Source organism: Streptomyces sp. NPDC001493, assembly GCF_053597235.1.
The window spans coordinates 1-15,329 of record NZ_JBSFHV010000021.1 but is presented as its reverse complement, the minus strand read 5'-3'; the positions used below and the strand labels follow the sequence as shown (position 1 = coordinate 15,329).

Below are 15,329 nucleotides of genomic sequence, written 5' to 3'. Positions count from 1 at the left end.
GTTTCCCGCACCGGAGGTCACCGATGACCGTCCTGCCCACCGGGCTCGACACCGCCGGACCCGAGTACGCCGCCAATCGGGCCGCCCTGCTCGCCAAGCTCGACGGCCTCGCGGCCGAGCACGCGAAGGCGCTGGCCGGGGGCGGCGAGAAGTACGTGGCACGGCACCGTTCGCGCGGGAAGCTGCCCGCCCGGGAGCGGATCGAGCTCCTGATCGACCCCGACACCCCGTTCCTGGAACTGTCGCCGCTGGCCGGCTGGGGCAGCGACTACACGGTGGGCGCCTCGCTCGTCACCGGGATCGGGGTGGTGGAGGGCGTCGAGTGCCTGATCACCGCCAACGACCCGACCGTACGCGGCGGCGCCTCCAACCCGTGGACGCTGAAGAAGGCGCTGCGGGCCAACGAGATCGCCTTCGCCAACCGGCTGCCCTGCATCAGCCTGGTCGAGTCCGGGGGCGCCGACCTGCCCTCGCAGAAGGAGATCTTCATCCCCGGCGGGGCGCTCTTCCGCGACCTCACCCGGCTCTCCGCCGCCGGAATCCCCACCGTGGCCGTGGTGTTCGGCAACTCCACCGCCGGAGGCGCGTACGTCCCCGGAATGTCCGACCACACCGTCATGATCAAGGACCGTTCCAAGGTCTTCCTCGGCGGCCCGCCGCTGGTGAAGATGGCCACCGGCGAGGAGAGCGACGACGAGTCGCTCGGCGGCGCCGGGATGCACGCCCGCACCTCCGGGCTGGCCGACCACTTCGCCGTGGACGAGCACGACGCGCTGCGCCAGGCCCGCCGGATCGTCGCCCGCCTCAACTGGCGCAAGGCACACGCCGATCCGGGACCCGCCGAACCGCCGAAGTACGACGAGGAGGAGCTCCTCGGCATCGTGCCCGGCGACCTCAAGGTGCCGTTCGACCCGCGCGAGGTCATCGCCCGGCTCGTCGACGGCTCCGACTTCGACGCCTTCAAGCCGCTCTACGGCACCAGCCTCGTCACCGGCTGGGCGCGGCTGCACGGCTACCCGGTCGGCATCCTCGCCAACGCGCAGGGGGTGCTCTTCAGCGCGGAGTCGCAGAAGGCCGCGCAGTTCATCCAGCTCGCCAACCAGCGCGACATCCCGCTGATCTTCCTGCACAACACCACCGGCTACATGGTCGGCAAGGAGTACGAACAGGGCGGCATCATCAAACACGGCGCGATGATGATCAACGCGGTCTCCAACTCCAGGGTCCCGCACCTCTCCGTGCTGATGGGCGCCTCCTACGGGGCCGGCCACTACGGCATGTGCGGACGCGCCTACGACCCCCGCTTCCTCTTCGCCTGGCCCAGCAGCAAGTCGGCCGTCATGGGCCCGCAGCAGCTCGCCGGGGTGCTCTCCCTCGTGGCCCGCGCCTCCGCCGCCGCCAAGGGCCGCCCGTACGACGACGAGGCCGACGCCGGACTGCGCGCCCTGGTGGAGCAGCAGATCGAGGCCGAGTCGCTGCCGGTCTTCCTCTCCGGGCGGCTCTACGACGACGGGGTCATCGACCCCCGCGACACCAGGACCGTCCTCGGGATGTGCCTCTCCGCGATCCACACGGCACCCGTCGAAGGCGCCCGCGGCGGCTTCGGCGTCTTCCGGATGTGAGCGGCGGGAGGACGGGGAGCGCTGTGAGGACAGAGAGGACTGAGAGGACTGACGTGATCACTTCCCTGCTCGTCGCCAACCGCGGCGAGATCGCCTGCCGGATCTTCCGCACCTGCCGGGCGCTCGGCATCACCACCGTCGCCGTGTACTCCGACGCGGACGCCGGTGCCCTGCACGTCCGCGAGGCCGACCTCGCCGTACGGCTGCCGGGCGCGGCGCCCGCCGACACCTACCTCCGCGGCGACCTGATCGTCGCCGCGGCGCTCGCGGCCGGGGCCGACGCGGTGCACCCCGGGTACGGCTTCCTCTCCGAGAACGCCCCCTTCGCCGCCGCCGTGCAGGACGCCGGGCTCCTCTGGGTCGGCCCGCCGGTCAAGGCGATCGAGCAGATGGCCTCGAAGACCCGCGCCAAGGAGCTGATGGCCGCCGCCGAGGTCCCGCTGCTCGCCCCCGTCGACCCGGCCACCGCGACCGAGGCCGACCTGCCGCTGCTGCTCAAGGCGGCGGCGGGCGGCGGCGGGCGCGGGATGCGGATCGTACGGGAACTCGACGCGCTCCCAGCCGAGTTGACCGCCGCTCGAGCGGAGGCGGAGTCCGCGTTCGGGGACGGCGAGGTGTTCGCCGAGCCGTACGTGGAACGCGGCCGGCACGTCGAGGTGCAGGTGATGGCCGACGACCACGGCACCGTCTGGGCGCTCGGCACCCGCGACTGCTCCCTCCAGCGCCGTCACCAGAAGGTCGTCGAGGAGGCCCCCGCACCCGGCCTCGGCGAGGAGCTGCGGACCCGGCTGCACGACGCCGCGGTGGCCGCCGCCCGCGCCGTCGGCTACCGGGGCGCGGGGACCGTGGAGTTCCTCGTCTCCGCCGAGGGCCGCCCCTACTTCCTGGAGATGAACACCCGCCTCCAGGTCGAACACCCCGTCACCGAGGCCGTGTTCGGGCTCGACCTGGTCGCCCTCCAGCTGCGGACCGCCGAGGGCGAGCCGCTGCCCGCTGCCGGGCCGCCCGCCCCCGAGGGGCACGCCGTGGAGGCCCGGCTCTACGCCGAGGACCCCGCCCACGACTGGCGCCCGCAGACCGGGCTCCTGCACGCGCTCGACCTGCCCGAGGAGCCGGGGGTCCGCCTCGACACCGGGTACACCGGCGGCGACACCATCGGGGTGCACTACGACCCGATGCTCGCCAAGGTCGTCGCGCACGCCGCCACCCGCGCCGAGGCCGTACGGCTCCTCGCCCGCACCCTCGAACGCGCCCGGATCCACGGCCCGGTCACCAACCGCGACCTGCTGGTCCGCTCCCTGCGCCACCCCGACTTCCTCGCCGTCCGCCTCGACACCGGGTTCTACGACCGCCACCTCACCGCCCTCACCCCCGCCCCCGACGAGGCGGCCGTCCGCCGCGCCGCCCTGGCCGCCACCCTCGCCGACGCGGCGGCCCGCACGGCAGGGGCGTCGGCCGGCACGGCAGGGGGTGCGGCCCGTACGGCAGGGGAGGAGGCGGTACGCACCCCGGCGCACGCCGCCGTACCCGCCCGCTTCGGCGCCTGGCGTAACCTCCCCTCCCAGCCGCAGACCAAGCGCTACCGCGCCGAGCCCGACGCCGGGGAGTACGAGACCGCCTACCGGGCCACCCGCACCGGCCCCGTCCCGCACGAGGCCCCCGGAATCCGGGTGACGGAGGTCCGCTCCGACCGGGTCACCCTCGAACTCGACGGCGTCACCCGCCGGTTCGCCGTCACCGTCCACGGCGACCAGGTGTACGTGGACACGGCGGACGGCTCCCACACCTTCACCGCCCTGCCCCGCTTCACCGACCCCACCACCCGCAGCGAACCCGGCTCCCTGCTCGCCCCCATGCCCGGCACGGTCGTCCGCCTCGCCGAAGGGCTGGCCCCCGGGGCCGCCGTCGAAGCCGGGCAGCCGCTGATCTGGCTGGAGGCGATGAAGATGGAGCACCGCATCCTCGCCCCCGCCACCGGCACCCTCACCGCGCTCCACGCCGCGCCGGGCCTCCAGGTGGAGGTCGGCGCGCTGCTCGCCGTCGTACAGGACACGCCCCACGTACAGGACACGCCCGAAGAGGAATCCCACGTCCAGGAGGCACCGCAGCCATGAGCACCGTCCTCGAATCCGCCGAGCACCAGGCGCTCCGCGCCGCCGTCGCCGCCCTCGGCAAGCGCTTCGGGCGCGCCTACATGGCCTCCGTCATCGCGGAGGGCCGGCACACCGACGAACTCTGGGCCGAGGCAGCCAAGTTCGGCTACCTGGGCGTGAACCTCCCCGAGGAGTACGGCGGGGGAGGCGCCGGCATGGCGGAACTCTCCATCGTGCTGGAGGAGTTGGGTGCCGCAGGAGCCCCGCTGCTGATGATGGTGGTCTCCCCGGCGATCTGCGGCACGGTGATATCCCGCTTCGGCACCGAGGCACAGAAGCGGCAGTGGCTCCCCGGACTCGCCGACGGCAGCCTCACCATGGCCTTCGGGATCACCGAGCCGGACGCCGGCTCCAACTCGCACCGGATCACCACGACCGCCCGCCGCGACGGCGACGACTGGCTGCTCACCGGCCGGAAGGTCTTCGTCTCCGGCGTCGACATCGCCGACGCCACGCTCGTCGTGGGCCGCACCGAGGACGCCCGTACCGGGAAGCTCAAGCCCTGCCTCTTCATCGTCCCGCGCGACGCCCCCGGCTTCGGCCGCTCGCAGATCGACATGGAACTCCACGCCCCCGAGAAGCAGTTCGAGCTGGTCCTGGACGACGTACGACTGCCCGCCGAGGCGCTCGTCGGCGACGAGGACGCCGGGCTGCTCCAGCTGTTCGCCGGGCTCAACCCCGAACGCATCATGACCGCCGCCTTCGGCATCGGCATGGGCCGCTACGCCCTCGGGCAGGCCGTGGAGTACGCCAAGACCCGGCAGGTGTGGAAGACCCCGATCGGCGCCCACCAGGCCATCGCCCACCCGCTGGCCGTCGCACACGTCGAACTGGAGCTGGCCCGGCTGATGATGCAGAAGGCCGCCGCCCTCTACGACGCGGGCGACGACATCGGCGCCGGTGAGGCCGCCAACATGGCCAAGTACGCGGCCGGGGAGGCCTGCGTGAAGGCCGTCGACCAGGCGGTGCACACCCTCGGCGGCAACGGCCTCACCCGCGAGTACGGTCTCGCCTCGCTCATCACCGCCGCCCGCGTCGCCCGGATCGCCCCGGTCAGCCGCGAGATGATCCTGAACTACGTCTCCCACCAGTCGCTGGGCCTGCCGAAGTCGTACTGACCGCGCCCCGGGGCGCCCGCGCCCAGAAGCACCGCTCTCAGCCGCCCACCGCGCCGACAGGGGACCGCCATGGTGTTCCGCAGCGAGTACGCAGACGTCGCCATCCTCAGCACACCCATCCACGAGGCCGTCCTCGGCCGGGCCACCGAGTTCGGGGAGACCGTCGCCCTGGTCGACGGCACGAACGGGATGTCCCTCACCTACACCCAACTCGACCACTTCCACCGGCGGATCGCCGCCGCGCTCGCCGAGGCCGGGCTCCGCAAGGGCGACGTCCTCGCCCTGCACAGCCCCAACACCATCGCCTACCCACCCGTGTTCTACGGCGCGACGCGCGCGGGCGCCTCCGTCACCACGGTCCACCCGCTCGCCACCGCCGAGGAGTTCGCCAAACAGCTCACCGACTCCTCCGCGCGCTGGATCGTCACCGTCTCGCCGCTCCTGGACACCGCCCGCCGGGCCGCCGAACTGGCGGGCGGGATACGGCAGATCTTCGTCTGCGACACCGCCGAGGGGTACACCTCGGTGCTCGACATGCTCGGCTCCACCGCACCCGAGCCGCAGGTGGAGACCGACCCGGACGAGGACGTCGCCGTGCTGCCCTACTCCTCCGGCACCACCGGCGCCCCCAAGGGGGTGATGCTCACCCACACCTCCATCGCCACCAACCTGGAACAGCTCCAGCCGTTCGTCCCCCTGGTCCAGAACGAGCCCATTTTGGCCGTATTGCCCTTTTTTCACATTTACGGGCTCACTGCACTGATGAACGGGCCGCTCCGGCACGGGGCGACCGTGGTGGTGCTGCCCCGTTTCGACCTCGACCAGTTCCTGGCCGCCATCGAGAAGCACCGGATCGCCGGGCTGTACGTGGCTCCGCCCATCGTGCTGGCACTCGCCAAGCACCCGGCCGTCGCCCGCTACGACCTCTCCTCGCTCCGCTACATCGTCTCCGCCGCCGCCCCGCTCGACGCCGACCTCGCCCGCGCCTGTTCGGAGCGGCTCGGGCTGCCGCCCGTACGGCAGGCGTACGGCATGACCGAGCTCTCCCCGGGCACCCACGTCGTGCCGCTCTCCGAGGAGAACCCGCCGGACGGCACGGTCGGCAAGCTGATCCCCGGCACCGAGATGCGGATCGTCGACCTCGCCGACCCCGGCACGGACGCCGCACCCGGCGCCGAGGGCGAGATCCTGATCCGGGGCCCCCAGGTGATGAAGGGCTACCTCGGCCGCCCCGACGCCACCGCCGCCATGATCGACGAGGACGGCTGGGTGCACACCGGGGACGTCGGCCGGGTCGACGCGGACGGCTGGCTCTACGTCGTCGACCGGGTCAAGGAGCTGATCAAGTACAAGGGCTACCAGGTCGCCCCCGCCGAACTGGAGGCCCTGCTGCTCGGCCACGAACACCTCGCCGACGCCGCCGTCATCGGCGTGTACGACGACGCGGGCAACGAGGTCCCCAAGGCGTTCCTGGTCCGCTCGCCCGCCCCGGAGGCCCGGAAGCTCACCCCCGAGGACGTGCTCGCCTACGTCGCCGAACGCGTCGCCCCGTACAAGAAGGTCCGGCGGGCCGAGTTCATCGACGAGGTACCCCGGGCCACCTCGGGCAAGATCCTCCGCCGCGAACTCCGCGACCGGGAAAAGGTGTCGGGGCGCCAGGCCGCCGGCACCGAAGGGAGCCCCGCATGAGCAGCCTCGCCGCACCCGTCCACGACCGTGGCATCACCACGCTCACCCTGGACGCCCCCGCCCGCCGCAACGCGCTCTCCGCCGAGCTGGTCGGCGAGTTGGCCCAGGCGCTCGACGCCTGCGCGGCCGACGCCGCCGTACGCGCCGTCGTGCTGACCCACACCGGCACCACCTTCTGCGCCGGGGCCGACCTCAAGTTTCCCGCCGATCCACGGGAGTTCGTCGCCCTGCTGCGGAAGATCGTCGCCCTGCCCAAGCCCGTGGTGGGCCGGATCACCGGACATGTCCGGGCCGGCGGGCTCGGGTTGCTCGGGGCGTGCGACATCGCGGTGGCCGGGCCGGGGGCGAGCTTCGCACTCACCGAGTCGCGCCTCGGGCTCGCCCCTGCGGTGATCTCGCTGACCCTGCTGCCCCGCCTCGAACGCTCAGCGGCCGCCCGCTACTTCCTCACCGGGGAACGGTTCGACGCGGCCGAGGCCGCCCGCATCTCACTGGTCACCCTCGCGGCGGGAGACCCGGCCGGGACCGCCGCCCCCGGCGAGGGCGCGGACGAGGTCGACAAGGCGCTCGAACCCGTACTGGACGGACTGCGCAAGGCGTCCCCGCAGGGGCTGATGGCATCGAAGCAGCTGGTCACGGCTACCGTGCTGGAAAGCTTCGACCAACACGCCGAAGACCTCATCGCCCTGTCCACCGCGCTCTTCGCCTCCGACGACGCACGGGAGGGGATGACGGCCTTCCTCGAACGACGGGACCCCGCATGGGTGTGGTGACGCCCCCGAACGACCCGCCCCACTCCGGAACAGTTGTGGGCACCGCCAAGTCGCCCAAACAGGACCGCAGTCGGGCCACCCGGCAGCGGCTCCTGGAGGCCGCCGTGGCCTGCCTCGCCGTCCACGGCTGGGCGGGCTCCACGGTCTCCGTCGTCGCCGAACGGGCCGGGGTCTCCCGGGGTGCGGCCCAGCACCACTTCCCCACCCGCGAGGACCTGTTCACCGGCGCCGTCGAGTACGTCGCCGAGGAGCGTTCCGCCGCACTGCGGGCGCTCCCCGTCCAGGGCCGCGCCGAGGTCGTCGCCGCGCTCGTGGACCTCTACACCGGGCCGCTCTTCCGCGCCGCGCTCCAGCTCTGGGTGGCCGCCTCCAACGAGCCCCAACTCCGCCCCCGGGTAACCGAACTGGAAGCCCGCGTCGGCCGGGAGACCCACCGCATCGCCGTCGCCCTGCTCCGCGCGGACGAGACCCGTCCCGGGGTGCGCGAGACGGTCCAGGGACTCCTCGACATGGCCCGGGGCCTCGGCCTCGCCAACCTCCTCACCGACGACACCGCCCGCCGCCGGAGAGTCGTGGCGCAGTGGGCGGCGCTGGTCGAGGGCGCGCTGGACTGAGGGACGAGAGCCGAGGTTCACCATCACGCCGGGGCCGGGGCCGGGGCCGGGGCCGGGGCCGGGGCCGGATCTCGGGGCGAGGCCGAGGGAGAGCGGGCGTGCGACTGCTTCCGGATGATCGCGGACTCCGGGCTCCACTCCGTGGTGACGCCGCGTCCTCTCCGGTCCTGATCCGCCGGACGCACCCTCGGTCCGCCGTCCCCGCACTCGGCCCTGGCCGTCCTTCGAACGGGACACCTGGCGGGGCACGTGATGCCGGTATGCGTGAATAGTCGGATTCTGGGCTATTCGTTGTCCATGAGTGATCTCGACTACGCCGACAGGTCCGACTTCGAGGACGCCGACCGAGGGTTCGTCGCCGCCCTCTCTCCCGCGGTGATCCGGACGGAGGACGGCCGGGTGATCTGGGACGGCGACGCGTACGGATTCCTGGACGGGGACTGCCCCGACAGCGCGCACCCCAGCCTGTGGCGGCAGAGCCTGCTCTGCAACAAGCAGGGCCTGTTCGAGGTGACGACCGGGATCTACCAGGTCCGCAACCTGGACCTGTCGAACATGACTCTGGTCGAGGGCGACACCGGTGTCATCGTCATCGACCCGCTGATCTCGGCCGAGACCGCGGCCGCCGCTCTCGCGCTGTACCGCGCGCACCGCGGCGACCGACCGGTCACCGGGCTCATCTACACGCACTCCCACGGCGACCACTTCGGGGGTTCCCGCGGGGTCCTGCCGCACGGGCACGCCCCGGTCCCGGTGATCGCTCCGGCCGGGTTCCTGGAGCACGCGGTGGCGGAGAACGTCTACGCGGGCGGCGCGATGACCCGCCGGGCGGTCTACATGTACGGCGCGGAACTGGCCAAGGGCCCTGCCGGGCACATCAGCGCCGGACTCGGCATCACCACCTCCAAGGGCACGATCACCCTCGTACCGCCGACGCTGGACATCACCCGCACCGGCCAGGAGGAGACGGTCGACGGGGTGCGGATCGTCTTCCAGATGACGCCGGACACCGAGGCGCCCTCGGAGATGAACTTCTACTTCCCCGACCGGCGCGCCCTGTGCATGGCGGAGAACGCGACGCACAACATGCACAACATCCTGACCCTGCGCGGCGCGGTGGTCCGGGACACCCGTATCTGGGCGCACTACCTGGGGGAGACGATCACGCTGTTCGGTGATCGGGCCGAGGTCGCCTTCGCCTCCCACCACTGGCCCACCTGGGGTCGGGGCCGCATCGTCGAGCATCTGGCCGGCCAGCGCGACATGTGGGCCTACCTCCACGACCAGACCCTGCGCATGACCAACCAGGGACTGACCGGTACGGAGATCGCCGAGCTCATCGAACTGCCCCCGGCGATCGCCCGCCGGTGGGCGAACCGGGGCTACTACGGTTCGGTCAGCCACAACGTCAAGGCCATCTACCAGCGCTACATGGGCTGGTTCGACGGCAATCCGGCCCACCTGTGGGAGCACCCGCCGACGGAGCAGGCAAAGCGGTTCGCCGCCGACTACGGCGGTGTGCCGGCGCTGATCGCCAAGGGCGAGGAGTACGCGGCCTCGGGGGATCTCCGGTTCGCGGCGACGCTGTTGGGGCACGCGGTCTTCGCCGCCCCCGACGACGGGCCCGCCAAGCAGGCGCTGGCCTCGGTGTACGAGAAGCTCGGGCACGGCGCGGAGAACGCCACCTGGCGCAACTTCTACCTGATGGGGGCTCAGGAACTGCGCGGCGCGACCGCCCACACCGCGTTGGAGACGACCAACCCCGAGATGGCGATGGCACTCACCGTCGACATGCTCATCGACTCCCTCGCCATCCGCGTCGACGGCCCCCGGGCGTGGGACGAGAGGCTCACCATGACCTGGAACGTCACCGACGAGCACCGTTCCTGGCACATCCTGCTGTCCAACGGCGCACTCACCTACCGCAGCGCCGGCACCGACACAGGCGCCGGCACCGCCACGGGGACGCACGGGCCCGGCCCGGCGGCCGACCTGACCCTCACCCTGACCAAGGCGGAACTCCTCGGCGTCCTGGCGGGCAAGGGACTCGACGAGGTGCGTGTCCAGGGCGATCCGCAGGTCCTCGCCACACTCGTCGGCCTGCTCGACACCCCCGACCCCGACTTCGCCATCGTGACACCGTGACCCCCCGCACCTCGCACGCTCCGGCCGCGCCCGGCGGCCGGAGCCGGGCGCCCGCGGGAGCCGCCCGGTGAGCCCGGCGCACCTGGCCGTGGGCGCCGTCGGCTTCGGATCGTTCGAATTCACCGGCGGCGGCACGTTCATCAACCTGGTCGCGGCGACCACCAACGCGTTGAACGGGGCGTTGCTGGCCCGCCGCCCCGACCACTACAAGAACTTCACGGTGATCGGCATCCTGCTCATGGCGCTGCTCGGCGGCATCGGCGGCGGGGTCAGCCGGGACGTCATGGTCGGCCGGGTCCCGGCCGCGCTGACCAACTCCTCCTACGTGGTGCTGTGTCTGATCGCCGGGGCGATCGGACACCTCCTCGCCTATTCCGAGGGCCAGCTGTTCCGCGAGGGGCTGTTCCAGTTCGTCACCTCCTTCGCCCTGCCCTGGTACGCCATCGTCGGGGCGCAGACCGGGGCGGAGGCCGGCCTGCCCGTTCTCGGGTCCCTCGTCCTCGCCGTCGTCGGCCCCACCGCAGGTCGCTTCCTCATCGACATCTCCTGCGGAGTCCCGCCCAAGCAGTTCGTCCGCAGCGAGTGGTTCGTGACCATCGCCGCTCTGACCGGTGCCGTGTGGATCGCCCTCGACCGGGCGGGACTCCCACGCACCGCGAGCGCGCTGCTCGCCTTCCTCGTCGGCTTCGCCGTCCGCCTCACCGCCCTCTACCGGGGCTGGGAAGAGCCACTGGCCGCCGAGCCGTCCGGTGTCTACCGCCACGACGACGGACGTCCGCTCCTCGGCCGCAAGATCTCCGGCAAGTCCACCCGTGAACTGCGCCTGCTCGGCCTGACCGTCGAATCCCACGACAAGCCCCGGACCCGGGCAACCGGATCGACACGCCGCGACGGCCGCCACCGGCCCTGAGCGTTCCGGGCCCGTGCTCGCTCCGCCGCCGCCCGCGACCGGGTGCCGTGCGGGGCGGGCACGCCCGCGCACGGCACCCGGTCGCGCCGTCAGCCCGTGATCGGCGTGATCGAGTCGAACCCGTCGATCTCGCGCGGGTCCCGTGCCGCCGGGCCCACGTAGTGCGCCGAGGGCCGCACCAGCCGGCCCGTGCGCTTCTGCTCCAGGATGTGCGCCGACCAGCCGGCCGTGCGGGCGCAGGTGAACATCGAGGTGAACATGTGCGCCGGGACCTCCGCGAAGTCCAGCACGATCGCCGCCCAGAACTCCACGTTCGTCGCCAGCACCCGGTCGGGGCGCCGGGCGTGCAGCTCCTCCAGCGCCGCCTTCTCCAGCGCCTCCGCCACCTCGAAGCGCGGGGCGGCCAGTTCGCGGGCGGTGCGCCGCAGCACCCGGGCGCGCGGGTCCTCGGCGCGGTAGACGCGGTGGCCGAAGCCCATCAGCCGCTCGCCCTTGTCCAGCGCCTGCTTCACGTACGCGGTGGCGTCCCCGGTCCGCTCGATCTCCTCGATCATGCCGAGGACCCGGGACGGTGCGCCGCCGTGCAGCGGCCCCGACATCGCGCCGACCGCGCCGGAGAGAGCCGCCGCCACGTCCGCGCCGGTCGAGGCGATGACCCGGGCGGTGAACGTGGAGGCGTTCATGCCGTGTTCGGCGGCGGACGTCCAGTACGCGTCGACGGCCTTGACGTGCTTGGGGTCCGGCTCGCCGCGCCAGCGGATCATGAACCGCTCGACCACGGACTCCGCCTTGTCGATCTCGCTCTGCGGCACCATCGGCAGCCCCTGCCCGCGCGCCGACTGCGCCACGTACGACAGGGCCATCACGGCCGCCCGCGCGAGGTCGTCGCGGGCCGTCGCCGCGTCGATGTCGAGCAGCGGCTTCAGGCCCCACACCGGGGCGAGCATCGCCAGCGCCGACTGCACGTCGACCCGGATGTCTCCGGAGTGGACCGGGATGGGGAACGGTTCGGCGGCAGGCAGGCCGGGGTTGAACGCCCCGTCCACCAGCAGCCCCCAGACATTGCCGAAGGACACCTGGCCGACGAGGTTCTCGATGTCGATCCCGCGATAACGGAGCGCCCCGCCTTCCCTGTCCGGTTCGGCGATCTCCGTCTCGAACGCGACGACTCCCTCAAGTCCGGGTACGAATGCGGACATCAGGCGGCTCCCTCTGTGCGGCTGCGAGCTGTGTCGGTGAAGGCCCCGGGTGCGTGGCCTTCAAGCCCCCGGAGGCCCTCGATGGGACCTGACCCCCGATAGTGGCGGCTTCCCCCGGGGCAAGGAAGGGTGATGTCTCGCACAACACCTCCGCGTGTCGCGCCACGCTCCGTTCGCGGCCCGTAGGCCCCCGTTCACGGCCCGTCGGCCCCCGCCCGCATTGCCGCCGGTCCGACCCGCTGCGGCAGGATGGGCCCGTGCCCACAGCTGACCCGACACCTCCGTCCGCTTCCCGTCCGGCCGTGTCCCCGTCCTCCGATTGCACCATCGATCCGGCGGCGATGCGCGAGCAGTACCGTTCCGAGGCGTTCGCCGAGCAGGATCTCGCCCCCGAACCCATGGACCAGTTCGCCCGCTGGTTCCGGCAGGTCGCTGCCGGAGGCATCCTGCACGAGCCGAACGCCATGGTGGTCTCCACCGCCGCACCGGACGGCCGCCCGTCCTCCCGCACCGTCCTGCTCAAGGGCTTCGACGCGAGCGGCTTCGTCTTCTACACCAACTACGAGTCCCGCAAAGGCCGGGAGCTGGCCGCGAACCCTCACGTCTCGCTGCTCTTCCCCTGGCACCCGCTCGCCCGCCAGGTCATCGTCACCGGCGTCGCGGAGCGCGTGAGCCGCGAGGAGACCGTGGCGTACTTCCGTACCCGCCCGCACGGCTCCCAGCTCGGCGCCTGGGCGAGCGCCCAGTCCACGGTCATCGGCTCCCGCCGCGAGCTCACCGAGCGGTACGAGGAGCTGGCGGCCCGCTACCCGGAGGGCGAGAAGGTGCCCGTACCGCCGCACTGGGGCGGTTTCCGGGTCGTGCCGGAGACGGTGGAGTTCTGGCAGGGCCACGAGAACCGGCTGCACGACCGGCTGCGGTACGTACGTCCCCCGGCGCCCGGGACCGGCTGGCGCGTGGAGCGCCTCTGCCCCTGAGATCCGGGCGCAAGGGCTTTCCCGTAGGCCGGAAAAGCAGAACCCGCAGGCTCGGGTCCCTCCGTGAGGAGGAGCCGGCCGGATCTACCGGCGAGCCTGCGGGTCGGTGACTGCTTGGGTTTCGGCAGACAACCTGCCGAGGTGCACGATGTGCGACGACGGGCTGTCAGCCCGCAGCCACCTCACGAATCCGATAAGACTGCACTTTTCGGATCACCTCCTTTCAGCGTGTGCGGCAAGCCTAGAAACCTCGTCCGGGCCGCACAACCTATTTATCGGAAGCAGGTGTGCGCCGCGTCACGGTCGAGTTCAATGGGTATCTGACGTGCGCAAACGCACGCCGGTACGCGTACCGCCGGAGCAGCGGTACGGACAGCGGGGACGGCACGTTCTGCGGGGGTACGGAATGAGTCCTTCCATGGGCAGCGGTACGGCCGGCCAGTCCGCGTCGGACGCCTCGGGCGCCACAGAAGCCACCGGGGCCACCGGGGCCCCAGGCACCACGGGTGCGGCCGGGCCCGCCCCCGGTGCCGAACTCCTCGCCGCGCTCCTCGACGGCATGGACACCGCGCTCTTCGCCCTCGACGCCGCCGGCACCGTCACCCACTGGAACCGCCAGGCCGAACGCGTCCTCGGCTGGTCCGCCGCCGAGGTCGTCGGCCGGGACGGCTTCGCGGGCTGGGCGGTGCGCGGGCCCGACGCCGACGAGGTGCGCCGTCGGCTGATGGCGATCCAGGACGCCGCGGGCCGCCAGGTCCACGAGTTCGCCCTGGTCCGCAAGGACGGCGGCCGGGTCCTCGTCCGGATGCAGGCCGCCGGGATGCGCGGCGGGGACGGCGGGCCGGCCGGGGTCTACTGCGCGTTCAGCGAGGCACACGCCCAGATCGACCTGGAACGCTCCATCGCGATGAGCGAGGCGCTCTTCCAGGACGGGCCCTGGGGCGTGGTCCTGGTCGACGCCGATCTGCGGCCCACCGTCGTCAACGCGCACGCCGCGCGGGCGCTCGGCGGCGGCCGGACCTCCCTGCTCGGCCGCCCCCTCGGGGAGGTCGTGCTCCAGGGAGTGGAGGACCTCGAAGGCGCCTTCCACCATGTGCTCGCCGCCGGGGCGCCGCCCGCCCCCGCCGAACTCTGGCTGACCCTGCGCAGCCGCGAGGGGGGACGGCGGCGCTGCTGGCGCAGCGGTTTCCTCCGGCTCTGCTCCCCCCTCACCGAGGAGGCGGTGCCGCTCGGGGTCGCCTGGCTCTTCCAGGACGTGACCGAGGCGCGTACCGCCGAGCAGGCCTCGGCCCGGCTGCGGTTCCGCTCCACCCAGCTGCACCGGGCTGCCAGGGCCGCCGCCGAGTGCGAGGACCCGTGGGAGGCGGCGACGACCACCCTCGACTTCTCGCTGGCGGGCTTCGCCGACCACGCGCTGCTCGACCTGGTGGCGGGGGAGCGGCTGGTCCGTACGGCGGCCACCCCGACCGATGCCCCGGGCCCCTGCCTGCTGGTCGCCGGGGGCTCGCTCCCCGCGCGTTACGACACCGGCCACCCGGCCCTCCAGTCGCTGGACCGGATCGCCCCGGTCCGGGTGAGCGCGGGCCCCGCCGGGGAGTCCTGGGCGGCCGAGCGCCAGTGGCCCCGGCACGCGGCACACGCCCTGTGCGCGGCCCTGCGCAGCCGGGGCCGGACCCTCGGGGTCGTGACCTTCCTGCGTACGGCCGACCGCCCGGCCTTCGAGCGGGAGGACGCCGCCCACGCGGAGAGCACGGCGGTCCGGGTGGCCGGCGCGGTGGACCTGGCGCTGCTGCTCGACGGCCGCACGGGCGGTTGACCGGGGGACACCGGCTCGGCGTGATCCGCACGAAGAGTGCTGGCTAGGCCGTGTGTCGAAAGTGGCGCCGTCCGCCCGGAGGGCGGGTCCGGCGGCGTCCGGTGCGTGCGATCGCAAGGCGGAGGGTCGTCCCGATACTGGATGTATCGGGGTGATCCCGACAACGCGGCGAGCGTGCGTGCCGGGCGTCGCCGGACAGGCGGAACTTTCGACACACGGCCTAAAGCGTGTTGCAGAAGCCTGCGCTGCGGGTATTTCTCCTGTATGGGTGGGGTGTTGCGGGCTGAGGCGTTGTGGGTTGAAACGTTCACCG

General features: G+C 72.7%; 11 protein-coding genes. 10 read left to right on the top strand and 1 reads right to left on the bottom strand.

Annotated features, from left to right (window positions below):
- Positions 1 to 23: 23 nt before the first annotated feature.
- From ACWCWD_RS26710 to ACWCWD_RS26675, 8 genes are all read left to right on the top strand, one after another.
- The gene (locus ACWCWD_RS26710; RefSeq protein ID WP_450776426.1) at positions 24 to 1,622 is read left to right on the top strand and encodes an acyl-CoA carboxylase subunit beta; all 1,599 of its coding nucleotides are present in this window, start codon (positions 24 to 26) and stop codon (positions 1,620 to 1,622) included.
- A gap of 53 nt (positions 1,623 to 1,675) precedes the next feature.
- Positions 1,676 to 3,736 (top strand): ATP-binding protein, encoded by a 2,061-nt coding sequence (locus ACWCWD_RS26705; protein ID WP_450776424.1) that lies wholly within the window; start codon positions 1,676 to 1,678, stop codon positions 3,734 to 3,736.
- Positions 3,733 to 4,893, top strand: a complete 1,161-nt coding sequence (locus ACWCWD_RS26700) for an acyl-CoA dehydrogenase family protein (protein WP_450776422.1) — start codon at positions 3,733 to 3,735, stop codon at positions 4,891 to 4,893. The genes ACWCWD_RS26705 and ACWCWD_RS26700 overlap by 4 nt, the downstream gene beginning before the upstream one ends.
- A gap of 69 nt (positions 4,894 to 4,962) precedes the next feature.
- A complete protein-coding gene (locus tag ACWCWD_RS26695; RefSeq protein ID WP_450776420.1) occupies positions 4,963 to 6,582 on the top strand; it encodes an AMP-binding protein in 1,620 nt (539 codons plus the stop codon).
- Positions 6,579 to 7,355, top strand: a complete 777-nt coding sequence (locus ACWCWD_RS26690) for an enoyl-CoA hydratase family protein (protein WP_450776418.1) — start codon at positions 6,579 to 6,581, stop codon at positions 7,353 to 7,355. The genes ACWCWD_RS26695 and ACWCWD_RS26690 overlap by 4 nt, the downstream gene beginning before the upstream one ends.
- Entirely contained in the window at positions 7,343 to 7,969 is a 627-nt protein-coding gene (locus ACWCWD_RS26685) for a TetR/AcrR family transcriptional regulator (RefSeq protein WP_450776416.1), read from the top strand. The genes ACWCWD_RS26690 and ACWCWD_RS26685 overlap by 13 nt, the downstream gene beginning before the upstream one ends.
- 297 nt (positions 7,970 to 8,266) lie before the next feature.
- The gene (locus tag ACWCWD_RS26680; RefSeq protein WP_450776414.1) at positions 8,267 to 10,114 is read left to right on the top strand and encodes an alkyl/aryl-sulfatase; all 1,848 of its coding nucleotides are present in this window, start codon (positions 8,267 to 8,269) and stop codon (positions 10,112 to 10,114) included.
- Between the two features lie 67 nt (positions 10,115 to 10,181).
- A complete protein-coding gene (locus tag ACWCWD_RS26675; RefSeq protein ID WP_450776412.1) occupies positions 10,182 to 11,024 on the top strand; it encodes a trimeric intracellular cation channel family protein in 843 nt (280 codons plus the stop codon).
- Positions 11,025 to 11,113: 89 nt separating this feature from the next.
- Here ACWCWD_RS26675 and ACWCWD_RS26670 read toward each other — a convergent pair whose 3' ends face one another.
- Complete coding sequence (locus ACWCWD_RS26670; protein ID WP_450776410.1) at positions 11,114 to 12,223, bottom strand: citrate synthase 2; 1,110 nt, start codon at positions 12,221 to 12,223, stop codon at positions 11,114 to 11,116.
- Positions 12,224 to 12,564: 341 nt separating this feature from the next.
- On the opposite strand from ACWCWD_RS26670, the gene pdxH reads away from it, so the two are divergent.
- On the top strand, positions 12,565 to 13,200 hold the full coding sequence (pdxH, locus tag ACWCWD_RS26665) for a pyridoxamine 5'-phosphate oxidase (RefSeq protein WP_450776651.1): 636 nt from the start codon (positions 12,565 to 12,567) through the stop codon (positions 13,198 to 13,200).
- A 418-nt stretch (positions 13,201 to 13,618) separates the two neighbouring features.
- Positions 13,619 to 15,016 carry a PAS domain-containing protein gene (locus ACWCWD_RS26660; protein WP_450776408.1) on the top strand — a complete coding sequence of 466 codons (1,398 nt, stop codon included), beginning with the start codon at positions 13,619 to 13,621 and terminating at the stop codon, positions 15,014 to 15,016.
- Positions 15,017 to 15,329 lie beyond the last annotated feature (313 nt).